The sequence below is a fragment of the Terriglobus roseus genome (genome assembly GCF_900102185.1).
Taxonomy (GTDB): domain Bacteria; phylum Acidobacteriota; class Terriglobia; order Terriglobales; family Acidobacteriaceae; genus Terriglobus; species Terriglobus roseus_A.
The window spans coordinates 2,171,596-2,193,716 of record NZ_LT629690.1; the positions used below are offsets into that span (position 1 = coordinate 2,171,596).

18 protein-coding genes are annotated in these 22,121 nt (G+C 58.2%); 8 read left to right on the forward strand and 10 right to left on the reverse strand.

From position 1 onward, the window contains the following. Positions 1-83: 83 nt before the first annotated feature. From BLT38_RS09160 to BLT38_RS09170, 3 genes are read left to right on the forward strand one after another with little or no spacing between them, the layout of a single operon-like run. Positions 84-893 carry a DUF4410 domain-containing protein gene (locus tag BLT38_RS09160; protein ID WP_083344899.1) on the forward strand — a complete coding sequence of 270 codons (810 nt, stop codon included), beginning with the start codon at positions 84-86 and terminating at the stop codon, positions 891-893. A gap of 15 nt (positions 894-908) precedes the next feature. Beyond that, on the forward strand, positions 909-1,451 hold the full coding sequence (locus BLT38_RS09165) for a hypothetical protein (protein WP_083344900.1): 543 nt from the start codon (positions 909-911) through the stop codon (positions 1,449-1,451). A gap of 25 nt (positions 1,452-1,476) precedes the next feature. Continuing rightward, positions 1,477-2,712 carry an alpha/beta hydrolase family protein gene (locus tag BLT38_RS09170; RefSeq protein WP_083344901.1) on the forward strand — a complete coding sequence of 412 codons (1,236 nt, stop codon included), beginning with the start codon at positions 1,477-1,479 and terminating at the stop codon, positions 2,710-2,712. A gap of 77 nt (positions 2,713-2,789) precedes the next feature. Here BLT38_RS09170 and BLT38_RS09175 read toward each other — a convergent pair whose 3' ends face one another. Beyond that, positions 2,790-3,512 carry a response regulator transcription factor gene (locus BLT38_RS09175; RefSeq protein ID WP_083344902.1) on the reverse strand — a complete coding sequence of 241 codons (723 nt, stop codon included), beginning with the start codon at positions 3,510-3,512 and terminating at the stop codon, positions 2,790-2,792. Then, positions 3,509-3,862: a PilZ domain-containing protein gene (locus BLT38_RS09180; RefSeq protein WP_083344903.1), complete on the reverse strand. Its 354-nt coding sequence runs from the start codon at positions 3,860-3,862 to the stop codon at positions 3,509-3,511. The genes BLT38_RS09175 and BLT38_RS09180 overlap by 4 nt, the downstream gene beginning before the upstream one ends. 164 nt (positions 3,863-4,026) lie before the next feature. Here BLT38_RS09180 and yihA point away from each other — a divergent pair, with 164 nt between their 5' ends. Further along, on the forward strand, positions 4,027-4,653 hold the full coding sequence (gene yihA / locus BLT38_RS09185) for a ribosome biogenesis GTP-binding protein YihA/YsxC (RefSeq protein ID WP_083344904.1): 627 nt from the start codon (positions 4,027-4,029) through the stop codon (positions 4,651-4,653). Here the strand turns inward: yihA and BLT38_RS09190 are convergent. The 5 genes from BLT38_RS09190 to BLT38_RS09210 are packed head-to-tail and all read right to left on the reverse strand — an operon-like array spanning position 4,650 to position 9,161. After that, positions 4,650-5,318, reverse strand: coding sequence for a hypothetical protein (locus BLT38_RS09190; RefSeq protein WP_172838206.1), 669 nt, complete (start codon positions 5,316-5,318; stop codon positions 4,650-4,652). The genes yihA and BLT38_RS09190 overlap by 4 nt on opposite strands. A 4-nt stretch (positions 5,319-5,322) precedes the next feature. After that, positions 5,323-5,784 (reverse strand): DUF4760 domain-containing protein, encoded by a 462-nt coding sequence (locus BLT38_RS09195; RefSeq protein WP_083344906.1) that lies wholly within the window; start codon positions 5,782-5,784, stop codon positions 5,323-5,325. Positions 5,785-5,814: 30 nt separating this feature from the next. Beyond that, a complete protein-coding gene (locus BLT38_RS09200; RefSeq protein WP_083344907.1) occupies positions 5,815-6,216 on the reverse strand; it encodes a type II secretion system protein in 402 nt (133 codons plus the stop codon). 2 nt (positions 6,217-6,218) lie between these two features. Then, a complete protein-coding gene (locus tag BLT38_RS09205; RefSeq protein WP_083344908.1) occupies positions 6,219-6,695 on the reverse strand; it encodes a type II secretion system protein in 477 nt (158 codons plus the stop codon). Positions 6,696-6,710: 15 nt separating this feature from the next. Further along, on the reverse strand, positions 6,711-9,161 hold the full coding sequence (locus BLT38_RS09210) for a cohesin domain-containing protein (RefSeq protein WP_331711416.1): 2,451 nt from the start codon (positions 9,159-9,161) through the stop codon (positions 6,711-6,713). Between the two features lie 178 nt (positions 9,162-9,339). Between BLT38_RS09210 and smpB the strand changes: the two genes are divergently transcribed. The 3 genes from smpB to BLT38_RS09225 are packed head-to-tail and all read left to right on the forward strand — an operon-like array spanning position 9,340 to position 11,714. Next, complete coding sequence (gene smpB / locus BLT38_RS09215) at positions 9,340-9,867, forward strand: SsrA-binding protein SmpB (RefSeq protein WP_083344910.1); 528 nt, start codon at positions 9,340-9,342, stop codon at positions 9,865-9,867. A 45-nt stretch (positions 9,868-9,912) separates the two neighbouring features. Then, positions 9,913-11,418, forward strand: coding sequence for a leucyl aminopeptidase (locus tag BLT38_RS09220; RefSeq protein ID WP_083344911.1), 1,506 nt, complete (start codon positions 9,913-9,915; stop codon positions 11,416-11,418). Next, positions 11,415-11,714 (forward strand): response regulator, encoded by a 300-nt coding sequence (locus tag BLT38_RS09225; protein ID WP_172838207.1) that lies wholly within the window; start codon positions 11,415-11,417, stop codon positions 11,712-11,714. Before BLT38_RS09220 ends, BLT38_RS09225 begins: the two co-directional genes overlap by 4 nt. Before the next feature lie 137 nt (positions 11,715-11,851). On the opposite strand, the gene BLT38_RS09230 is transcribed toward BLT38_RS09225, so the two are convergent. Further along, positions 11,852-13,837, reverse strand: coding sequence for an arginine--tRNA ligase (locus BLT38_RS09230; protein WP_083344913.1), 1,986 nt, complete (start codon positions 13,835-13,837; stop codon positions 11,852-11,854). A 48-nt stretch (positions 13,838-13,885) separates the two neighbouring features. Further along, positions 13,886-14,926, reverse strand: a complete 1,041-nt coding sequence (locus BLT38_RS09235; protein WP_172838208.1) for a lysylphosphatidylglycerol synthase transmembrane domain-containing protein — start codon at positions 14,924-14,926, stop codon at positions 13,886-13,888. 137 nt (positions 14,927-15,063) lie between these two features. On the opposite strand from BLT38_RS09235, the gene BLT38_RS09240 reads away from it, so the two are divergent. Further along, positions 15,064-16,599, forward strand: coding sequence for a hypothetical protein (locus BLT38_RS09240; RefSeq protein ID WP_083344915.1), 1,536 nt, complete (start codon positions 15,064-15,066; stop codon positions 16,597-16,599). 58 nt (positions 16,600-16,657) lie between these two features. Here the strand turns inward: BLT38_RS09240 and BLT38_RS09245 are convergent, their stop codons facing one another. Continuing rightward, a complete protein-coding gene (locus BLT38_RS09245) occupies positions 16,658-22,069 on the reverse strand; it encodes a cellulose biosynthesis protein BcsC (protein WP_083344916.1) in 5,412 nt (1,803 codons plus the stop codon). Positions 22,070-22,121: the final 52 nt, after the last annotated feature.

The window sequence follows — 22,121 nt, forward strand, 5'->3', positions numbered from 1 at the left end:
AGAGGTTATGATGACGCCATTCGTGATTCAGTATTCGGCTGTCTTGTGAACTTTGTGTTCCGCACGGGACAAGGAGATCGAGTATGGCAGAACGTATTGTGCGCATGCATGCGGCTTCGACGCTTGTCTTTGCGATGCTCTCCACCAGTGTTGCCATTGCCCAGAACAAGGCTGAAAAACTGCTGGTAGGCGACACGAAGATTACCGTGATCGCTGGATACAAAGGCGAAGCCAAGTTGGCAGCACCAGCGAAGATTGTTGTTCATGATTTCGATGTGCCGAGCGAGATCATCACCGTGGATCATTCACCGGCGTCACATGTTCTTTCCAACAGTCCGATTGCGCGTATGAAAGGCGATGCCGGGCAGGACCAAGATCCTGCTGCGATTGCGAAGAAGGTGCAGACGGCGTTTTCTAAAACACTGCTCAACGATCTGAAGAAGACTTCTATCCCCTCAGCAGGATCACCACTTGGGGCGAACCCGGAGGAACCCGCAGGCACACTGATTGTGCGTGGAGACTTCATCACGATTAAGCAAGGCAACAAGACGACGCGCATGATGATTGGGCTGGGACGCGGTGCGAGTGATGTGCAGGCGCATGTGGTGATCTCCCTGCTGACAGATAACGGACCGATTCTGCTAAGCGAATTCAAAGTGGATGCCGCGAGCGGCAAGAAGCCCGGTGCCGTAGAGACGATGGGTGTTGGTTCCGTGGCAACCAGCGCTGCGGCAGGCGCAGCAACGGATAGCAAATCAAGCGTGGAAGGCGATACCGCGCGCATTGCCAATGCCGTTGCGAAAGAGATGAACACCATCATGGCTACGCAGGGTTGGGTTGCTTCTCAGCCGAGTGGTGATAAGTCACAAACTCCAGCGCAACAAGCGAAGTAAGAAAGGAACAGCACGATGGGAATTCTGCTTGGCTTATCGCCGTTTATTGCATTTGCAGTGTTGAGCCGCTTTACGAGTGCCGCAGTGGCACTATGGGCTGCCGCAGCGGTGTCCGTTGTGCTGATCCTGCGCGAATTGAAACTGGGGCGCTCGTTGAAAGTGTTGGATTGTGGCACCTTAATTTTGTTTGCGGGGTTGGCATGCTACACAACACTGGTGCATCGGACCTGGGACATTATGGGAGTCAGAGCCGTAGTGGATACGGGACTGTTTTTGATCATGCTGATCTCCCTAATCATTAAGCTGCCATTCACGTTGCAGTATGCGCGTGAAGAGGTTCCGGAGTCGCTGCACACATCACCCATATTTATTCGCACGAATTACATCCTGACTGCCGTGTGGACGGTGGCTATGGCGACCGTTGCGGCGTTCGATATGTTGGCGCACTCCAATCCGGATTATTCAACGTTGTCACGCAGGATGATCATCGTCTCGCTGGTTGCGGCATTCAGCTTCACGAAGTGGTATCCGGACCACGTTAGCAAGGCACACGCTTAACAAAGACACGAAAAGGAAATTACTTATGTTGAAAGCGGGACGCTTTCCCTTCTTCCCTGACAATGTGCAGTACTGGTTTGAAACAAAGCGCGCCTTTGGTGCAGCAAGCTATGGCGCTTCAGAATTTGGCGAAGTGATGGCTACGGTTAATCGCATTACTTCTGGCGATCCGGATGGTTGGTACACAGAGTGGACTGCGACAGCGGAACGCGTGCTGGCAGAAGCTGAATCGCAGATAGAGCGGGGACATCGTGTGAGTGCCCGGGATAGTTATCTGCGCGCCACAACTTACTTCCGCACCGCAGAGTTCTTTCTCCACGGCAATCCGGATGATCCTCGCATTTACAACTCCTATCAAAAATCCATTGCGGCCTATAAGGCTTGTTGCGTGCTGTGTGATCCGCCTGTGCTTCCGGTGGAGATTCCGTATGAAGGCACGACGTTACCGGGCTACTACCACCGCGTGGATGAGTCCGATACAAAGCGTCCGTTGTTCATCATTCATTCCGGTTTCGATGGCTCAGCCGAGGAACTGCATGGCGAGGGCGCTATTCCAGGTGTGGAACGCGGCTATAACGTTCTGACGTTTGATGGTCCGGGGCAGTATGGACCTATCCATCGTGAACGGCTTCCCTTCCGCCCGGACTGGGAGAAAGTGGTGACGCCAGTGGTGGATTTCGCACTGACTCTGCCTGGAGTTGATCCGGACAAGATTGCTTTGATGGGCATTAGCCTAGGAGGCTATCTGGCACCGCGCGCTGCTGCGTTCGAGAAACGGATTGCCGCACTGGTGGCCAACGACGGCGTGTATGACTACGGAATTGCGAATCTTGGTGGCAATGTTTCGCCTGAGCAACTTCCTGTTATCGAGTCCATGATTCGTGCGCCGGAAGCACCGGAACTGGATGCAAAGCTGGAAGAAGAAAAGAAATCGTCTCCGGTGGCAGACTGGGCACTTACCCATGGAATGTTTGTTACTGGAACCAAGTCGCCGCGTGAATACATTGCGGCTACCTTGGAGTATCACCTTCGCAATGGCATTGCAGAAAAGATCGCCTGTCCTACGTTGGTTTTAGAAGCGGAAGACGATCTTTTCTTTAAAGGTCAGCCCCAGGCCCTTTTCAACCATCTGACCTGCCCGAAGACGTTTATTCGCTTTACTGGGGAGGAAGGTGCGGGAGCGCATTGCCAGGTGGGTGCGCATCGCATGGCGTTTGCGCGTATCTATGATTGGCTGGATGAAACGTTCGAAGGCATGTAAGTTACTTACTTCATAAGTAGAAATCGCCACTCCTGCACAAGAGGAGTGGCGATTTTGTTTCTGGGTCGTTGGTCACGTTACGGTAGTTGCTGATCCTGCGGATAATCCTTCAGTAACTGGTGATGCATGCAGTAAAGCGCGAGCTCGAGACGGTCGCTAACTCCTAGTTTGTCGTAGATCTTGCGCAGGTAATTCTTGATGACCTGTTCCGTTGTACCGACGTGATACGCAATTTCTTTGTTGCGCATGCCGCGTGTAATGCAGGAGATGATCTGCACTTCTTTCGGTGACAGATGCGGCTTGTTGCGCGGGCTCATGATGGCTGCCGCTTGTGCGCGATAAGCCTCAATGACCCACGAGACAGACTGGTTGTCGATCCAGGTTTCTCCTGCGGAGATCTTGCGGACGCACTTGACGAGAAGGTCAGGCGAGATGGCGCGCGGCACTACACCGCGAACACCGCGACGATAGAGCTCCACCGTCGTAGCCTCATTGGATTCAGTGACCTGGACGATAATTTTTGCCTGCGGTGCGCGACGGATGAGCTCGGGAATGGCGTCGACAACTCCGGCGATGAGGCTTCCTTCGAGGATGACGACATCGGCGGGAAAACGCTGCAATGCGGAGTAGAGATTGGACAGGGTTTCCGCCTGGGCGACGACGCGGATATCGTCTTCAAGAGCAAAGACTTTGCGGATACCGACTCGGTAAATGGCTTGCGAATCTGCAAGGATGACGCGGATTCCCTCGTTGGGAATGTGGTCTTCTTCAAAGCCGTCCTGCAGGGAACGATCCTTCATTTAGGACCTCCTGCAATGCGGTAACTATCAATGACCGCGCCGATTTGCTGACCATCTTGACTCGATCTTCTCCAGATGACTCGCCCTAGACAATGGACCACAGTATCAGCGGGGCCTCCCATGACTTCGCCTGGTAAAACCATCGTCCACGAGAGCTGGGCATTGATTGCAGGCGCCTCCGCCTGCGTACGGAAAAGCACGCCACTTGCAGAAACATCTTCCGTTTCTGCATCAAACGCTCCCTGCTCTGTTTCCACGCGCACTTTTAACCTGAGAGGAAAACGTACACCGTTCCGCATGGGATCAGCAGGGCTTCCAGATTGTTCTTTCTGTATTTCTTCTGAAGCCATGTAGTTACTGTCGTCACCAGTTACTGTAGTGTAAACCTTTTTCTGACGCTGTATGACGCAACGGATGAATCTCTATTTTGAGGGGATTCAGTGGTTCCGAATCGGCACCTTTGAGCGGTAGCGATCACTTCGATTCATTCCGTAAGGCATTACACTCAGGAACGATGAAGTTGAATGCACAGTTCCTGCTGTCGGCGTTTGCGCCAGAACATTTCCCCACCCAGGCACGCACGGGCGGCGCGCCCGAAGTGGCGTTCCTGGGGCGTTCGAACGTGGGTAAATCCAGCCTGATCAATGCTTTGCTGGGTGCGGGAATGGCCAAGGTGTCGTCTACGCCGGGTCGAACGCGGTCGATCAACTTCTTTGGGCTGTATCCGGTGAGTTCCAGTGGGCAACAGAAGTCGCTTCCGGCGTTGGTGTTTGCCGACCTTCCGGGGTATGGATACGCGAAGATTTCGAAGTCAATTGCAGCGGAGTGGTCGGGTTTTATTGACCCATACCTGACGGATCGTGAGCAGTTGGCGCTGTGCTGCTGCCTCGTCGACACGAACATTCCGCCCCAACCAAGCGACACCCAGTTAATGGACTTTTTACGGCATGAACAACGGCCGTTTGTCGTCATTGGAACGAAGAGTGACCGGTTGAGCAACAACACGCTGGCCAAGTCCATTGCCGCGCTGAAACGGGAGCATGGCGTGGATGAAGTGATCGCCGTTTCCGTGGAGAAGGGCAAGAGCGACAAGGGACTGCGTGCGCTTTGGGAGCGGTTGGAGTCGGTGATTCCGGCTTAAAGCGCTGTCCAGTAGGCCCGGCTTAGGGAACGCGGGAAGAGGGTTGGGGCTGTCTCGAACCAGCGCTTCTGTAACGCTTGCGGTAGGGCTTCTGATTGCTGTGTGCGAAGAATTTCGTCTTTGCTGCGGCGGTCTTGCAGCGTAGCGGCGGTGTCTTCTGCGATGCCGGCCCGCAAGGATGCCAGCGGGGCTTCCAAGTTGCGACTTGCTTTGTTGATTGCGGTTAGGCCGCTTGCGTGAAGTGGTTGCGCTCCCCACTGCTGCAGCGTTTGCAGGGGCGATTGCTCTGCCTCGGTAAGTGGGCGTGACGTTGTGATGGCGGTGGGGAGGACTCCTCGTTCGACCATTTCCGCTAGCCGTTGCGCTGAACTACCGGCGAGGCCGATGGTGATGGCTCGTTTCTGCCGGATTTCATTTTTTAAGGCGCGCAGGGCTTCGTCGAGGGTGGTGACGGTGAAGGTGAGGCAGCCTTCGCGGTTGGCTTCGCGGAGTTGTTGGCTGTCTTCTTCGAGGAGTAACGACGCTGCGCCTGCGGCGAGGGATGCGAGGGCTAGTTCCCTGCCGGATTCGTTGAGGCCGATGTGGAGGAGGAGTTGTCCTGCCCAGTCTTCGCGATGCAGTGAGAGTGCGGTGTAAAGGCGCAGGGTTTGGGACTGCGAGGGCATGCGGTTATGCCCTCGAGGCATTACGCGCGGCGGCGATGGCTTCCAGGTTCTTTCGCATGGTGGCGAGTCGGGCACGGCCAGCTTCAGTGCCTTCGACTTGCCGTTCGATTCCGCTCATCCATTCGGGCAGATTCATCTGCTGCCGGAAGCCAGCCAGGAATGGCTGAATCTTCGCGTATTGGAAGTACATTTCCTGGCAGGTGTTGTAGATCAGTTGAGGAGTGAGCGCGCCGCTGTCGACGAACGACGCCACCATGTCCCAGTAGCCATAGACCTGGAGTACGAAGGCACCCTGCTTTGTGCCGCTGCTGACGATGGCTACGAGTTCTTCCACCGAGGCAGGCAGGAATTCTCCGCCAATGTAAGAACGTGCTTCGCGCATGGTGGCTTCGCGTCGCAGGTCGTAGAGCTTCAGGATCAGTTCAGCTTGTCGGATGGCAATATCAACGGCGGATAGATCGCTCATCGCACTCTCTCTGAAGTGAGTATTTTTCTTTTACCAGGTGGAGTAAAGCGAACCGTCGAGCGAGGCGTTCTGCGCTCCGCTGTGGACGTCATTGATGCCGGTCTGCGTTTCGTCGACAGAGTTGTAGCTGTCGGTGCGATCGCCCATCCAGGAATCCTTGCGGTTGGTGATGGGGTCCATGGGGAGAGCTTTTAGATAGCCTGCGGTGACGAGATCGTCCAGTGTCTGCGGGGCTTTCTGCTTGTCCACCGTATAGCTGTCGATTGCCTCACGCATGACGTGCAGATCCTGCTTGAGGACAGCTTCCTTTGCGGCGCGCAGGTGGCGCGTGTACGCAGGCACCGCCATGGCGGCGAGCACGCCGATGATGACCATGACGAAGAGGAGCTCCAGCAGGGTGAAGCCTTCGTCGTTGCTATGCCCTTTGGTCATGGTTACCATTCTGAATATTTTGTCCCGTCCAGAGCGATGCCCTGACTCTTGGAATGTACGTCAAAGACGTTCTGGCCGCCCCAGCCGCTGGTGTCAGGCTCGTCCTGCATGGAGCGGAGTTGCCAGTCGGTATCACCGGTCATGGGGTCTTTCGGAATGCCCCGCAGAAACTTCACCTTCTTGGTTTGGACGTCTACGCCGTCGACCAGTGTTTCCAAATCCGGCGGATAGTTGAAGCTATCGAGCTTGGTCTGGAAGGCTCCGCGATCTGCGGCGTCCTTGTACCGATCGATGGCGGAACGCATCTGCCACAGGGCGGTGCGCAGTTCCCTTTCCTTGGTCCGCTTCACCTGCCAGCGAGTGACCGGGATGGCGGCACCCGCGAGGATGGCGAGGATGCCCACCACCACGATGAGTTCGACAAGGGTGAAACCGCCCTGACCAGAGTCCGGCCCGGATTTCGCCGTTCGCATACGCATGGCGATTCTCCCCTGTTACTTCACGTGGACCGTGGCCTGCGAACCGACCGCGGGCAGATTGACCTGCGTGCTGTTCTTCGCGCCTACCTTGCTGAGCGAAACGGTCGAGTCACCTGCGGCGTTTGCCTTGAAGGTTAGGACGCACACCGATCCCTGGCCATCCACACCGCGTACCGCAGGCGGACGCGAGATGGAGATGGTGGTGGTGCCGTTGCCTTCGTCGCGGTGAACGACGGCTACGGACTGGCCGTCACGCGAGAGGAGTTCGCCCGAATCGACGTTGACCAGCGACAGAACAGCAGGATTGAACTGCACCTGCAGCGGCACGGAGTACAGGTCCTTCGCACCGGAAGCGATGACCGCCATCTGGAAGGTGCTGCCGACTGTCTGTGTGGCCTGTCCCGGGGCGACTGCGAAGCTTACCGGTGGAGCAGAGGCTGCGGCGGCTGGCTGAGCAGCGGGTGATCCAACTGGCTGCGAATTCTGTTTCAGAGCGGCAGCTGCGGCCTGCGCTGCGGGCGTGTTCTCATTGCCGATCTGGCCGATCATGGCCGATGCGGCCTGCGCTGCTGTAATGGGAGCCGATGGCGGCAGGTTCCGCGCAGGCTGCTGCGGGAAGGCGCTGGTATTCATGCTGGCGGCGTTATCGCCTGCAAGCGCCTCAGCGACGACTTCGCGACGGAGTTCGATCGCCTGACCGGAACCTGTATCGATGGCGCGCGTGTTCAAGCGCGTGATCAGCGGTTCGCGCACGATGTGCGGGATCAGCAGGAAGACGACTTCGTCCTGCGAACGATCGCGGTTGTGCGTACTGAAGATGTTCTTGAGGATCGGAATTTCAGACAGACCGGGTGTGCCGGAGAGCGAATCCGTTTCCTGCCGCGTGAGGATGCCGGCGAGGATGCTGGGTTCGCCTTCCTTAAGCTGGATAACCTGCTCTACCGTGCGCTGACCGATGACCGGCTCTGTGACGCCGGAGATGGTGACGTCGCTGGCATGGGTGGAGATTTCCAGCTTCATCTTGAGTGAGACTTCGCGGTCCTGATGAACGGTCGGCGTGAGGTCGATGTTGACACCGATATCCATGTAGGTGAACTGCGTGTTCACCAGCGATGACACGATGGCCGTAGACGCGCCGGAGGAGTACGAACCGGTGGCGACGGGGATCTTCTGACCGATCTTCAACTGCGCGCGCTGTCCGTCAGTAGCGCGGATGCGCGGATTCTGCAGGATGCGTGTATCGCTGTCCGAAAGCAGTGCTGCCACCGTTGCGTTACCGACGCTGACGGCGAAGTTGCTGGCGGTCAGGTTTGCGAAGGTATTCAGCGTTGGAGACGTTGTTGTGGTGGTTGTGCTGCTGGACGAACTGGACGAGGACGATGAGGTGCTGTTGGCAACCTGTGGCGTGATGGTGACGCTCTGCGGCAGCGTGAGACCGAGATTACGCGAGTGATCGCGATTGACTTCAAGGACAGCCACGTCCACCACGACTTCGCTATGCGGACGGTCGAGGTTGTTCAGCAGCTCCTGCGTGAGCATGAGCTGATCGGGCGTGCCGCGCTCCACGATGGCGTTCTGGCTGGGAACGAGGAAGATTTTGACGTCTTGTTCCAGCACGTTACGCAGTGCGGTCAGAAGCTCGTTCTGATCCGCCTGTGTGGCCGCGTTGGAGAGGTAAAACGTCTGCACGGCACGCGTCTGCAGGTCCTGACGCTTCTGCTGCGTGTTCTGCGCGACGAAGATCGTGTTCGACGTGACTGGCTTATAGAACGTGCCGGACTGCGTGCCGAGAATGCGCAGACCGTCAGACAGCGAAACGCCCTTCAGATCAAGCTGGATCCGGCGCGAGGTGTAGTCGGGGTCGAAGATGACATTGAGGCCGGCAGCTTTGCCGATGGCCTGATAGAGCACCTTGGTGTCTTCCACCATGCTCAGCGTCAGCGGGTCCGATGAAACGGGCTTCAGCTTTAGCGGCTCGCCAAGCGTGGCAAGCTCTGGCGCGGGGCCCGTGGATGCTGGCAGGTCGAGATTGCTGGTCGGGGTGTTCGCGAGAATCCGCTCGGTGACATTAATTTCCTGCTGAGCGGATTGATTGCTGCCGTCAATGGCGAGGGCGCGCTCAAACTCAGTGAGAGCACCATGAATGTCGCCACTTTGACGCAGGACGCGACCACGGTCAACGTGGGCGGCGGCGGCCGAAAAGCGTGCGCGCTCAAAGTGCGTCTTGTAGCGAAGGTCGTTTGGCTTGAGCAGGTGGGCCTGGCGGTACGCCTCAAATGCAGCGTCCCAGTCTTCACGAGACTCGGCATCTGCGCCGCGCTTGGACCATGCCGAGGCGGACTGTGCGTGCGCCGGCGGCGCGGTGAAGGCAGCGGTACTGATGAGCAATGCGGCGGCAGCGCCTGCGTGGAATAGGCTGCGGCCCAACGTCGTACATGCGCCTCTGCCCGGTTTCTGAATCGTCAACTTCCGCTTCCGCCTCTCAGGGGATTCCTGCCTCTCTGTTGGACGGATGTAAGCAAAAACCGCTCACACAAAGCCAATGTCAGGGACGCTGAATCTGCCTGTTTTGTGTGAGAAGTGTACCATCGTGAGAAGGGCGCTGGATGCTTCCGTAGTGGAGGTCCACGCATCAGATAGAACCATGCCGCATTCTCCCGCCGTATTTCAGCAAAACCCATCCAAAAAACCAGCGCAACGCGACCCGGTCGCGGTGGGCCAGCGGGATGCTGCCGTAAACCGGTCTGCCAGCCATAACTACTTTCTTACAGACCGTTTTGAATGTGGAATTGCGCTGCGCGGCACCGAAGTGAAGAGCATTCGCGAAGGCAAAGCGCAGTTGAAAGACGCCTATGGGCTGATCAACAACGGTGAGGCATTTTTGCTGAATGCTCACATTGGCGCGTTTTCGCACGGCAACATCATGAACCACGAAGAGACGCGCACCCGTAAGCTGCTGCTGCATAAGGAAGAGTTGCGCAAGTTGACGGCACGGACCAAGGAAAAGGGTTTCACCCTGATTCCGACGCGTTTCTACTTCAAGAATGGTCGCGTAAAGTGCGAACTGGCGTTAGCCCGCGGTAAGCAGGATTGGGATAAGCGCGAGACCGAACGCAACCGCGAGGCAGATCGTGAAGCTCGCGCGGCTGTTGCGCGTAGCCAACGTCGATAGTCGCGCTGCGATTTTCTTCCGTTGGCAGAGCTACACTGTTGGGGCATGAATGCCTCGCTTCAGTTCTCAAACGCCCCCGAATTTGTGACATCGCTGCTGACCGTGTTTGCCGTTGATAATGGCAGCGCACCTGATGCTCCTTCCATTTCTCTTCTGACAGCAGAACAAGCGATTCTTGCTGCCGCTGCGCCTTTCCTGAACTCTGGTGAGTTTAAGGCGGATGCTGGCGGGACATTGCTGCTGCATGCGCCTGCTGGACTGAAGGCGGAGCGGTTGTTGATTGTGGGTGCAGGTAAGGCTGCGAAGCTTTCGACTGCGGAATTGCGTAAGGCTGCTGGCACCGCGATTCGTACTGCGAAAGCGAAGAGTATTCGCGATGCGGCGATCGTATTTCCGAAGCTGAATGAAAATCTGGACGCCGCGGAAGTATCGCGTGCGTTGACGGAAGGCATTCTGCTGGCGGATTACGATGCGGATACGTATCGCAGCCAGCGGGAAGACCGCAGCATGCAGAATGTTGTTCTGCTTGGTGATGAGACGTCGCGTGGTGCGTTGGAGCGTGGGTTCGCTGAAGGTGAAGTTTTTGCTGCGGCACAGAACTTTGCGCGGACGCTGGTGAATGAGCCCGGCAATGTGCTGACTCCTACGGAGCTTGGCAAGCGCGCTGCTGCGATGTGCGAGGCCAATGGGCTGTCCTGCGAAGTTCACAGCACGGAGAAACTGAAGGAACTGGGCATGGGTGCGTTCCTGGGTGTGGCGCAGGGTTCTGTGCAGCCGCCTGCGCTTATCGTGATGCGCTATAAGCCTGCGAAGGCCGCGAACAGCAACGTGATTGGCCTTGTGGGCAAAGGCATTACGTTTGATACCGGCGGCATCTCCATCAAGCCTGCGGATGGCATGGACAAGATGAAGTACGACATGGCTGGTGCTGCTGCCATGATTGGTGCGATGCAGACGATTGCTGCGTTGAAGCCTGCGGTAGAGGTGATCGGTGTTGTGTGTTCTGCGGAGAATATGCCGAGTGGCTCCGCGTACAAGCCGGGTGATGTATTAACGGCGATGAGCGGCAAGACCATTGAGGTGATGAACACAGATGCTGAAGGTCGGCTGGTGCTCGCAGATGGCTTGCACTATGCGAAGACTTTGGGTGCAACGCATCTCATCAATGCGGCGACGCTGACGGGCGCGTGTGTCGTTGCGTTGGGCAAGTTGAACAGCGGTTTGTTCTCAAACGATGATGAGACCGTTGCGTTGTTCCGCGAAGCAGTAAATACAACCGACGAAACTTTCTGGCAGCTTCCCTGTACCGATGATTATCGCGAGTTGATTAAGAGCGACATTGCCGACATTAGAAACACCGGTATGGATCGTTGGGGTGGTGCGATCACTGCTGCGATGTTCCTGAAAGAGTTTGTTGGCGAGACGCCGTGGATTCATCTGGACATTGCAGGGCAGGCATGGATTGACGAATCTCGTTCGTACATTGCCAAGGGACCGAGCGGCGTCGCGGTGCGGTCGATTGTGGAATGGGTGCGGGCGCTGGCGCAATGACTTTGGCTGAGAGCACCGTCCTTGTTGTGGACGACGAACCTATTTTGCGACTTACATTTTCTATCGTGCTGCAGCGGACGGGAGCACGTGTTCTTACCGCTGACGATGGAGCGGAAGCACTGCGGATTGTGGAAGCAGATCCTGTCGATCTGATCCTGACCGACAAACAGATGCCGAACGTGAATGGAATGGCTTTGCTACGCCAACTGCGCGAACGCGGTGTGATGACGCCAGTCATTTTGTTTGTGAATGTGTTGTGCCAGAAGACGCGTCAGAGATGGAACGACTCGGCGTAGCACAGACTGTGACCAAGCCAATTCATCCACTGGAGTTGGTGCGTGTTATGGAGGCGGTGCTTGTAGACAGGTAATACCCTTATCAGTGTGGAGCTACAAGTGAGGTCAACGCGGTGATTGCGTTGACCTCAACTTTCTTACATCGACAGTGGCACTTCGATGCCGAGCCAGCCGAGGACGCGCGTGAGTTCGCGTGAAGCTACGGCAGCGGTAGCCAATAGCAACTTCTTCCGTGCGGGATCGGTTTCGTTCAACACGTGATTGCGGTGGTAGAAATTGTTGAACTCCTGCGCGAGCTGGAAGGCAAAACGCGCGACGATGGCGGGTTCTGCTGCCGCAATGGACTGCTCAACAATCGTTGTCACACGCGACAGGATGAGCCACATGGCCCACAGGCTGTCGCCTGCTTCACCTTCGAAGTAGGGGGCCAGATCGAGGTCAGCAATGTCATTGATCGCGTGCTGCTCTGTGACGCCTGCCTTCTTCAGGATGTTTGCGGCGCGTACTGCGGAGTACTGCACGTACGGGCCGGTTTCACCTTCGAAGGAAAGCGCATCGCGGAAATCAAACGCGATGATGGTGTTGCGTGTGTACTTCAGCATGAAGTAACGCAGAGCACCCACTGCGATCTGTTCCGCGGAACGTTGGCGCTGCGACTCGGGATCTTCCGGATGACGTGCGTCGACTTCGGATTTCGCAGCTGCGATGAGGCGATCGAGAAGATCGTCTGCCTTTACACCAAAGCCTTTGCGACCACTGACTTCGAGGTGTGTCTTTTCCTTGTCGGCATCGCTGAGGGTGTAGCCGAGATCGATGGCGCAACGCGGTGTGAGCGCAACCATGGCGTAGTTGATGTGCGTGTAGTTCGCTGCGGCCTCGGTGTAACCGAGTGCGCGAAGACTCTCTACGACGTTGGCCTGCGGATCGTTCTGACGTGAGTCGATCACGTTGTAGATGGCAGCGGCCTGACCGTAGTTAGGATGCGGTTCTTCGCCGTGCATGGTGCTGATCCAGCAGGGATGCGTTTCGTACTCGCGGAAGATCTTGTAGCCGAAATCGCGACCCGGTAGAAGGCCGAACTTCCATAGGTGATACGCGATGTCTTTGCCTACGTAAGTCACGGTGCCGTTGGAACGGATGATGACCTTTGCATCTTCATCGGGGCCTTCCACAACTTCTGCGCCGGGGCGACGCATAACCCAGCAGCCCTTATTCTTGCCTTCGGTTTCGAGATACAGAACACCGCGCTCAACCATCAACTGGCGTGCTGCTTCCCAGAAATGCAGGTGCAGGATTTCGCTTTCACGCGGCAGGAAGTCGTACTCGATGGAGAGGCGCTCCATGGTTTCGAGATGACGCTCGAGAACCGCAGTGGCGACGAGGTCGGCTACCTTTGCGATTTCGTTGTTGCCTTCTTCAATGTGGTGCAGCGTGTCCAGGCGCAGCTTCTTGCGTGCTTCTTTCTGGTCGGCATCACTGTCATACCACTGCGAGACGCGGGCGTAGAGATCCCACAGGTAGTAGTCGACGCGTTCGCCGCGCGCGACGAGATCGCCGATGAGTGCATCCACATCCGCAGACGACTTCCCTTCCAGATGCAGCAGGCCGACGACTACGTCCGCCACCTGAACGCCGGTGTTATCGATGTAGTTCTGCACCACGGTGGGATAGCCGGACTTATAGCTGTCCTTGCGCAGGAGACGCGCGAAGCTGTCACCGAGGATGGCGTTGCGCAGATGGCCTACGTGAGCGGCTTTGTTCGGGTTGATGCTGGTGTGTTCGACGAGACGGAGGCCTTCGCCGCCAATGTCAGAGTGTTCGCCCTTGGCAATGCGCTTGGTGATGGCTGCGCGATCAAGCTTTACGTTGAGGTAGCCAGCACCGGCGACTTCAACCGTGGCAACACCGTCGATGCCGTTGAGTTCAGCGGCAAGTTCAGTGGCGATCATCTTCGGTGCTTTGCGCAGGCGCTTGGCGAGCTCAAAGGCGACGGGCGTGGCGATTTCGCCCATCGCGATGTTTGGCGGAAGCTCTGTGGCGATGTTTGCGCCGGTGACTTCGTATTTTGTTTGCAGCACGTTTGCTGTGGTTTCCAGCAGTGCCTGTTTGAGCTTGCGATACATAGTTCGTTCTTTCTACATGGGCTGCGCGTGTGCGCAGCAGTTCTTCACTTACAGGAGATCGGCTTCAGGCGGAAGTGAATGAATTTCCTGCGAGAGCGTTTTACCACCATGCTCTTTGCGGTTGATCAGGAAGCCGATGCCACCGACGATGTTGACGAGCATAAAGATGACGAAGTGCACAAAGAGTGCGTACAGGATGGCCAGCGATGTGGGCACACCCTGCGACTCCATGGCGAGCTTGCCAAATGCTTCAAAAGGGCCGATGCCACCGGGAGCGCTGGGCAACATAAAGCTCAGATTGCTGAGAATGGACGCGAGCATGGAGCCGTGGAATGTGTTGAGGCCCAGGAGCTGCGCGGTGGAATAAAAGACCATGCCTTCACAGAGCCAGACGATGGACGTGAGCAGCACGAGCAGAAAGCGCACCGGGTACGGGATGTGCACGATGGCATCAAACAACTGCTCAGCCCACTCGCCGAACTTGCGTGTGCGTGGGTGATTGCCGTAACGCGCAACGAGTTTCTGCACGAGGAGGTGCAGGATGTGTGTGCCGAAGAGAAGCAGGCCCAGGCAGAACACCAGAATGACGAGCACCAGACGAACCGTCTGCGCGACGCCATACCCGTGGAATGAGAACGCAGCAAAGCTGCTCTCAAGCCCGGAGGCTGCCACGGCAAAGAAGCCGAGCAGCATGACCGTATCCAGCAGACGTTCCAACACCACGGTACTAAGCACAGCGGACGATGACGCGTTTACATCCGGGGCATAGGCAAAGATGCGCAGGAAATCGCCAATGCGGAAGGGCAGGATGTTGTTTGCCGCCAGGCTGGTCATGAGCACGCGAAAGCATGCGGTGAGGCGCGCGTTATATCGGCGCAGCATGAGCCACCAGCGATAGCTGCGGAGGCCGTAATCTACCGAGATGAAGCCCAGTACACCCAGAATCCATACGGGATGGCCGAAGTGCACATCGCGCAGCTCATCCAGGTGGAATCCGCGCAGGGTCCGCCAAAGGAAAAAGGCGGAGATGAGAAGCCCGGGAATGAGTTTCCAGTAGCGGCTTGCGTTGCTGGATGGCTTTTCGCTCAAACAATGGCTCCTGCTCTGCGGGGATACGGGCGGGAATGAAATTGGGACATGCCTCACCGATTATACGAAGATTGGCAGAAGACGCCGCTGCGTACGTCTAACTCTGCACGTTAGTCTTAGGTGCTCGCACACAATACATGGCAACAGTTTCGATTCTTACAGAAGCGCGTTTGCGCTCGATGAATGCAACGGAAAGCAGCAAGCGGACGACGCTGCTGTTTTTAGGTGCATTATCACTGGTGGCCGCGGCACTCCTTGGCTATCACCCGTATGCGGAGGATGGCGGGATTTATGCGTCGGCTTTGGCGCTGCGGTTAAATCCGTCGCTGTTCCCTGCATTTCGAGCCTTTGCCGTGGCGCATACCGGCAAGAGCCTGTTCATCCCGGTTGTGGCTGAAGTGGTGCAGCGGAGCCGTATGCCGCAGGAAGTCGTACTGCTGGGGCTGTATTTGCTGTCGATTGCCGCGACCGTGGCCGCAGCGTACGGAATGGCTTGCGAGTTGTTCTCTACGCGACGGCAGCAGCTTTGGTCTACATTGTTGCTGGCGCTGGCTATGGGCATGCCGGTGGGCGGGACGTCGCTCTATATTGCGGACCCGTATCTGACGTCTCGTTCGTTCTCCACGCCATTGATTCTGTTGGGGCTGACTGCCCTGTTGCGTAAGAGATATGGCGCTGCGGCTGTGTGTGGAGGGATGTCGTTTGCCGTGCATCCGCTGATGACGCTGTGGGCGCTACTGCCGGCTGCTTTTTTGCTGCTTTGGCAGAGATCGCCGAAACGTACGCGGGGTTTTATTCTGCTGGCGCTGGCTGTGATTGGCATCATGGTGGCGATACAGTTTGTGGCGCCTGTTGATTCCGCGGCCGTGCGTGCCGCGTCGCTTTCGCGGGGTTACTGGTTCCCTTCGCAGTGGCAGTGGTACGAGTGGATTGGTCTGATTGCGCCGGTTCTGATGCTGTTGACCGTGGCTTCCGGCCGAAGTAAGACGATGTCTTCTGCGGCGCAGTCCGTAGCTGCTGCGATGGCTGCTTCCATGGTGACGGTGACTGCGGGCGCGTTGCTGCTGATCCATACGGGCAATACGGCTTTCCAGTTGGCACGCTTGCAGCCACTGCGGTTGCTGCATCCCGTCTCCATTGTTTTTGTACTGCTGCTGGCTGGACGGCTGGCAGATCCGGACGCAAGAACGTGGCGGCGCTGTGTGCTCTATCTGTTCGTGCTTGGCGCTGTTGGCGGAATGCTGTTCTTGCAGAGAGAGACTTATCCGCACTCTGCTCACTGGGAAAATCCGTGGCAGCAACGTGGCAATGGATATGAGAACGCTGCTCTTTGGCTTCGAAAGAACACGCCTGTGGATGCGCTGATTGCTGTCGACGCGCGCTACACGACGACGCGCGGTGAAGATGCGCAGATGGTGCGGGCCATTGCGCGGCGAAGCACAATTCCTGATGCGGCTAAGGATGGTGGTATTGCGTCTGTTGTGCCGGTGCTGGCCGATACATGGCTGGCTGGTAGCCAGGCACAGGAAGGACTTGCTTCTCTTCCAGACGCTCAGCGCATTCAGCGGTTGCGTCCGTATGGGGCGTCGTGGATTTTGTTACCTGCGGATGCTGAGACGGCGTTTCCCTGCCCGTATCGCAATGGGGATGCGAAGGTCTGCCGCGTTCCCTGATGTACTGCAGCAAAAAGCACAGCCGAAGCTGTGCTTTCGTTAGCCAATGTTTTGATTGCTATGGAACGCGTAGCGGTCGGAGACCTTCCATTGGGAACAGGCCCGTTGGATAATCCTCTGTCGGGTACTGTGCCTTAAACAGATAGCGCGCGAAGAAGGTGGGCTGCACCATGGTGTAGTTGTTCGTGTTGTTCGCGGCCAACGCTCCGCCCACATACCAATGTTCCGCAACTTGATAGCTGAACTGGCCACCGATGTTGAAGTTGGCTCCGGTGGAGGTGCTGCGTGGCGAATAGGCCGTGGCGCAGGTCTTCTGGGCAATCTCAGTCAGAGAGCAGCCAGAGAGCGATCCGTTAAACAGTGCTACGCTGGCGGAGTCGGACATGGGATAGAACTTGGCCGTGTCCTGTACAAAGGTCTGCACGCCGAGGGCGCCTGCGATGGTGTAGTGCCACTTGTCGCGATAGTGGCCATTCCAGGTGACGGGCAACGAGCCGAGGAAGTAGACCTCAGGGCTGAAGTAGCCGCCGTTACCGTAGGTCAATGGGATTTCGTTGTGGGCATAATGCATGCCGAAGAAGCTACCACCCACGTTCAGCGAACCATACTGCGGCACCTGCCAGACGCGGAAGTACGCGCCCATGGTGCCTTCGAGCTTCTGGTTGTCGAGCGTCTTGTAACCGTTGACCGTACCGCCGTCGCCGCTGATGTAGAAGCCGGACTTTTCATCGCCGAAATCGACACGAGCGCCCACGGTGGTGGAGACCACGCCGCCCCAGATGTTGCCGGAGAAGACAGGTGTTACAGAACCCGGATCACGCAGACCGGCGTAGGAAAGCTGCGTGTCCTTCACGGAGTCGCGTTCGCCGTAGAGCGTGAGGTGATTGAAGAAACGCGCACGCGCGCGACCGGTGATGTTGTTTACCAGGAACGAGTACGGGGTATAGCCAACGGCCAGGCCGAAGTTCGTGCTGGTCATCTGCAGTTCACCGCCGACGCCGGACGAATACTGCGGCGCGGGAGAGGTGATGGCCGTGGCAGGCAAGGTGCCCAATAGCGGTGTGGCAGTGGTTGCGCCCAGCGTGCCGAGATCGAGTGTTCCGCTGTTCAGGAAGACTGCCTTCGGGACTACGGAGAAGCGCACGCGATTCCCCGCCACGAAGGTGGCTTCCATGGGAGCTTCGTAGTCGAAGAGACGGTTGACGCCCGGTGTGCCGCTACGGAAGCGTACCCAACCGCTGCCACCTACCCAACCGGAGTAGCTGGATTCAAGCGTGGCCAGGTCAAGTTCTGTCTGCTGACGTTCGTTGAGCGGCGGCGCTACCTTCTCGTTCGGGTCGTAATAGCCGCGCAGTGGCGGGACGCTACGCGCGACCAAATCGCCATCCGTTGGGATGCGATTGTTGCCGTTGTTATATGGCGGCAGATCCGGGTATGGCTGCGTGGAAAGCTCGCTGGGTGCCGCGGGATAGAAGATGGGCGCAGAGGCCTGACCCACGCCAGCAATCGACGTGGCGGAACGCGAACGCGTGGTGCGGTGAGCCGTCGTTGTGCCCTTGATCACAGGGCGCGTGGGCTGCGGATACTGCTGGCCGTAGGTGTTCTCGCCGCTCTGGATGCCGTAATTGTTGTACGAGCGACCGGGCTGAACCGTCGTGGTGCGTGTGCTGCCCAGTCCCTGACGGTAGGTGTTGCCATCGTTGGTGGATGACGTGTCGTACGGCTGCGTGTTCGTGGGAGCCGTTGCCGGGAGCGACGATGGCTGGCCCGTCTGGCCGGGAACCGGTGTCTGCGCGTATTGCGTGTTGCGCGGCGTGCCGTCCGCGATTTCGTCAGGCGGAGTGCTCTGCCCCATCATGCTGCGTGGATCGGACTGGCGGCGGCGCGCTGCAGCAGCTTCCGCAGCGGCGATTTCAGGATGCACCGTCTTCCCGCCGCGCTTGGTGTTGCTGACGGCATGGGTCGGGACGCGGACGTCGCTGGCCGAGTACGTGACCATTGGGGTTGCGTTCTGCTGCGTTGGCGGAACGTATGGGATGTACGGGCCGTAGACTTCGCCGTTGAACTGGCCGGTCTGCGCACCTTCTTTATACGAGCCAGCGAGATACACCGGATCCGATGTGTTTGCTGACTGAGCCTGCTGGGTGGAACGACGAATCTGTTCCTGCTGGTAGGCGAGTGAGGCGTCAGGCGCGGTGCCTGGCAGATCGGTCTCAGAAGAAAGCGGCTGTGCGCTTGCTGTCAGCGGCGCTTCCTGTGCATGCCCTGTTACATCCGGCATTGAGTAATTCTGTGAGACACCGGGATACACGATGGAGCCTGCGGCCGGAAGCGTGCCGGAGTTGGGAACGTAGTCACGCAGGCGCTGCGTGGAAGGCTGCTGGCGCACCGTGGAATTGGGGTTCGCCATGTACGACGGTACCGTTGGCTGAGCGGTATTGCCGTTGTAAGGCTGTGCGTATCCAGACCCTGGCAGCGGTGCCTGCGTGCCGATCTGCACCGGCGCCTGACCATACGAGTTGGAGGCGTTGGGAAGGTACGGATGTGCCGGAGGCTGCGTCATGGGCGTGCCGTCCGGGTTGCGATCTTCTTGGCCGGGGGCCAGAAGCTGCGCAAGGCCTTCTGCTTGCGTGGGGCTCGGCAGTTGGCGGGGATTCAGCTGCGGCGTTGGCTGATTAAGGATGCTCGCCAGTTCCGAACCCGGATCGGGCTGCGGTTGCGCGGCGAGCGATGCGCGATAGTAATCGGCGGCACGCGTGCTGTCGCCGCGGGCCTGCTCGAAACGTGCAGCAAGGTTCAGAATCTGGCCGTCGCGGGGGTATTGATCCAGCGCGTAGCGCAGCCAGTTTTCGGCGTCCTTCAGATCATTTGCGGCAAGCGCGGAACCGACTGCGGCCTTGTAATCCGCTGCGGAGCCAGTGCTCATGTCCTGCGCCTTGAAGATGGCGACGGCTTGCTTTGCCATTCCGGCGCGGAGATATCCGCCGGCGAGGGCCTTGATGACACCGGGATTATCCGGGAAGGCTTTCGCCGTGGCATTCAGAATTGCGAGTGAGCGCTTCTCGTTGTTGGCAGCGGCAGATTGATTTGCCTTGCGCACAGCCCAGTTGGCCCAGATGACCTGCACCGTGCGGCGCTGTTCGTCGGAGAGATCCTGACGGCTGCCGAGCACCAGCAACTGGCGATAGAGACCAACGTCATTCTGCCCGTTGAAGAGCAGCCAGGCGTTCTGAATGTCAATGTCTGCCGGAGCTACCGTGTGTTGGCTGGCATAACGCTGCTGCACACGGTTCAGGAAGAGCATGGCCTGAGAAGGCTGGCCGAGACCGTTGTAGATGTTGCCAACGGTCTGGAGATATTCCACGTCGCCTTCGAGCGTCTTGCGCGTGGAAACAGGAATCTGCTGAATCTGCGCCAGCGCATCGCGGTCGCGGCCTGCGGTATGCAGCGCGGTCAGCAGGCCCTTCCATGCATCCACGCGATCCGGGTTTTCACTCAGGATGCGCTGGTAGATGGGAAAGGCGTGTGCTGCGTCGTTCCGCTGAAGATACAGGCCCGCCAACTGCAACTGCAATGCTGCCGGGATGCGCTGACCTGCGGTGTTCTGCTGCGCGATAGCGCGCTCCAAGAGGCTTTGCGCGATGTCGTACTTGTTCTGCGATTGATAGATGGCTGCGGCAGTGCCGAGGAAGCCGGGGTCATGGAGCGCCTGATCGTAAACAACAGGCGGCATGCTCTCCAATGTCTGAATCGCGCCCGCATCGTCATGCATGGTGTGCAGGGTGTTAACTAATCCCTGCCATGCGAGCGCGTTCGTAGGGTCCCCGGAAAGTACCTGCCGGTACAGGCCAGCGGCCTGATCAAGATGGTTTGCCTGCAAGAGCAGGCTGGCGTACTGCAGCTGTGTGTCTGCCTTCAAGCCCTGCGCTCCCGCAGGAAAAGGCATATCGAGCGCCGAGCGCAAAACGCGTTGTGCATCCGCGTCGCGGCCAACGGCGGAGTAAGCCGACGCGAGCGAACGGAGGTAGTCAGGGTCACGCATGAGCTGCGTGCGAATGGTCTGCGGTGTGCGGCGTTCCGTCTCAAGTGCGGCGGCGGCATGGCCTGCCTGATACTGCGACATGAACAGACCGCGCCAGCCTTCAATCGCTTGCGGCTTCAGGCGAATGTATTCCTGATACGCAGCACTGGCTGGTTCCGGCTGCTGTGCCTTGGCGAGTGTTCCCGCGAGGCCCAACAGAGCCTCCGGGCCGCTGGGACGGATAGTAAGCGCCTGCCGGTACTGTTGTTCCGCAGTGGTCAGGTCGTTTTCATTGAGAGCGATGCCGCCCTCTTGAATGGTGTAGAAGTAACGCGCCGAGTTGAGGTTCGCGTCGAGGCCCTTGTCCGTTGCACCTTCCTGCTTTGCCTGCTCCAGGAAGGAGATGGCGCCGCCGAAGTTCTGCTGGTTCATGCGGACATATCCCATGCCAGCGAGTGCGCGAGCGTCGTCGGGATTCTTGGCCAGCAAGGTCTTGAAGCGCTCTTCTGCCTCAGTGAAGCGCTTCGCGTTCAGCGCGGCGTAAGCAGCACTCTGCTCCGCGTTGTACTGACGCTGCTGAGCGTTTTCTGGTGGTTCAACATATGGAGTACCAGCACCGGGCTTGCGGCTCTTTGCGGCGGCACGCTGGTTCGCTTCCGTGGTGCGGAGCGCGTCCTGCAACTGCGCGTCTTTGTGTTTTGCGAGATAGTTGCGGATGTCACCGGCGGAAGCCGGGTTCTGCGCGTCCCACACCAGCGATTGCTTAAGAGCCTCCACTGCCTGAGGATCGTTGGGATGGCGCTCCAGCAGGCGACGGCCTTCCGCTCGCGTCTTCGGGTTGTACGTGAGGATGCGGCCCAGGGCTACTTGATAACGCGAGTCCGCGGGATAGCGGTCCATCAATGACCGCAGCGCGGCAATGGCGTGCGGGCGACCGTCTTCCGTGGCGGCTTCTGTCTCGTAATAGGCCAGTGCCCATTCGCCCTGCGGCGGGTTGTTGCCGAAGACGGAGCGGTAGATGCGGACGGCTTCCGCGTAATTTCCAGCGGCGGCAAGCTTGCCTGCCTTCTGCAATTCCGCGAGCTGTGCTCCCTGCTGCATCACGCTTTCTGCGCGAGCAATGCCGGGGTCGTTCGGATTGATGGAACGCAGGCGTTGCAGATAGGTGTTGGCGAGAGCGTTGTTGCCGGACATCTTGGCGGCGCGTGCCAGGCCAGCGAGTGCGTCCGTATTGTTGGGATCGGCCAGGAGGACCTGCTGCCAGGTCTGGGCAGCCATGTCCATGCGTCCGCGCGACTCCAGCGAACGGGCCTTATCCAATAGAGCTTGTGTTGCCGCGCTGGTGGTGGCGGGTTGTGTCTGGGCCTGCAGGCACAGTTCTGCCGGAGTGCTCAGGAGAACGGCACTCAGGAACAGAAGCGTCCGCCGGGATGGAGCTTTGTATGCCATTCAATCTGCCTCTGCGCTGGTACGCTGCCTGCGCATGCTAAGACCCGCGACC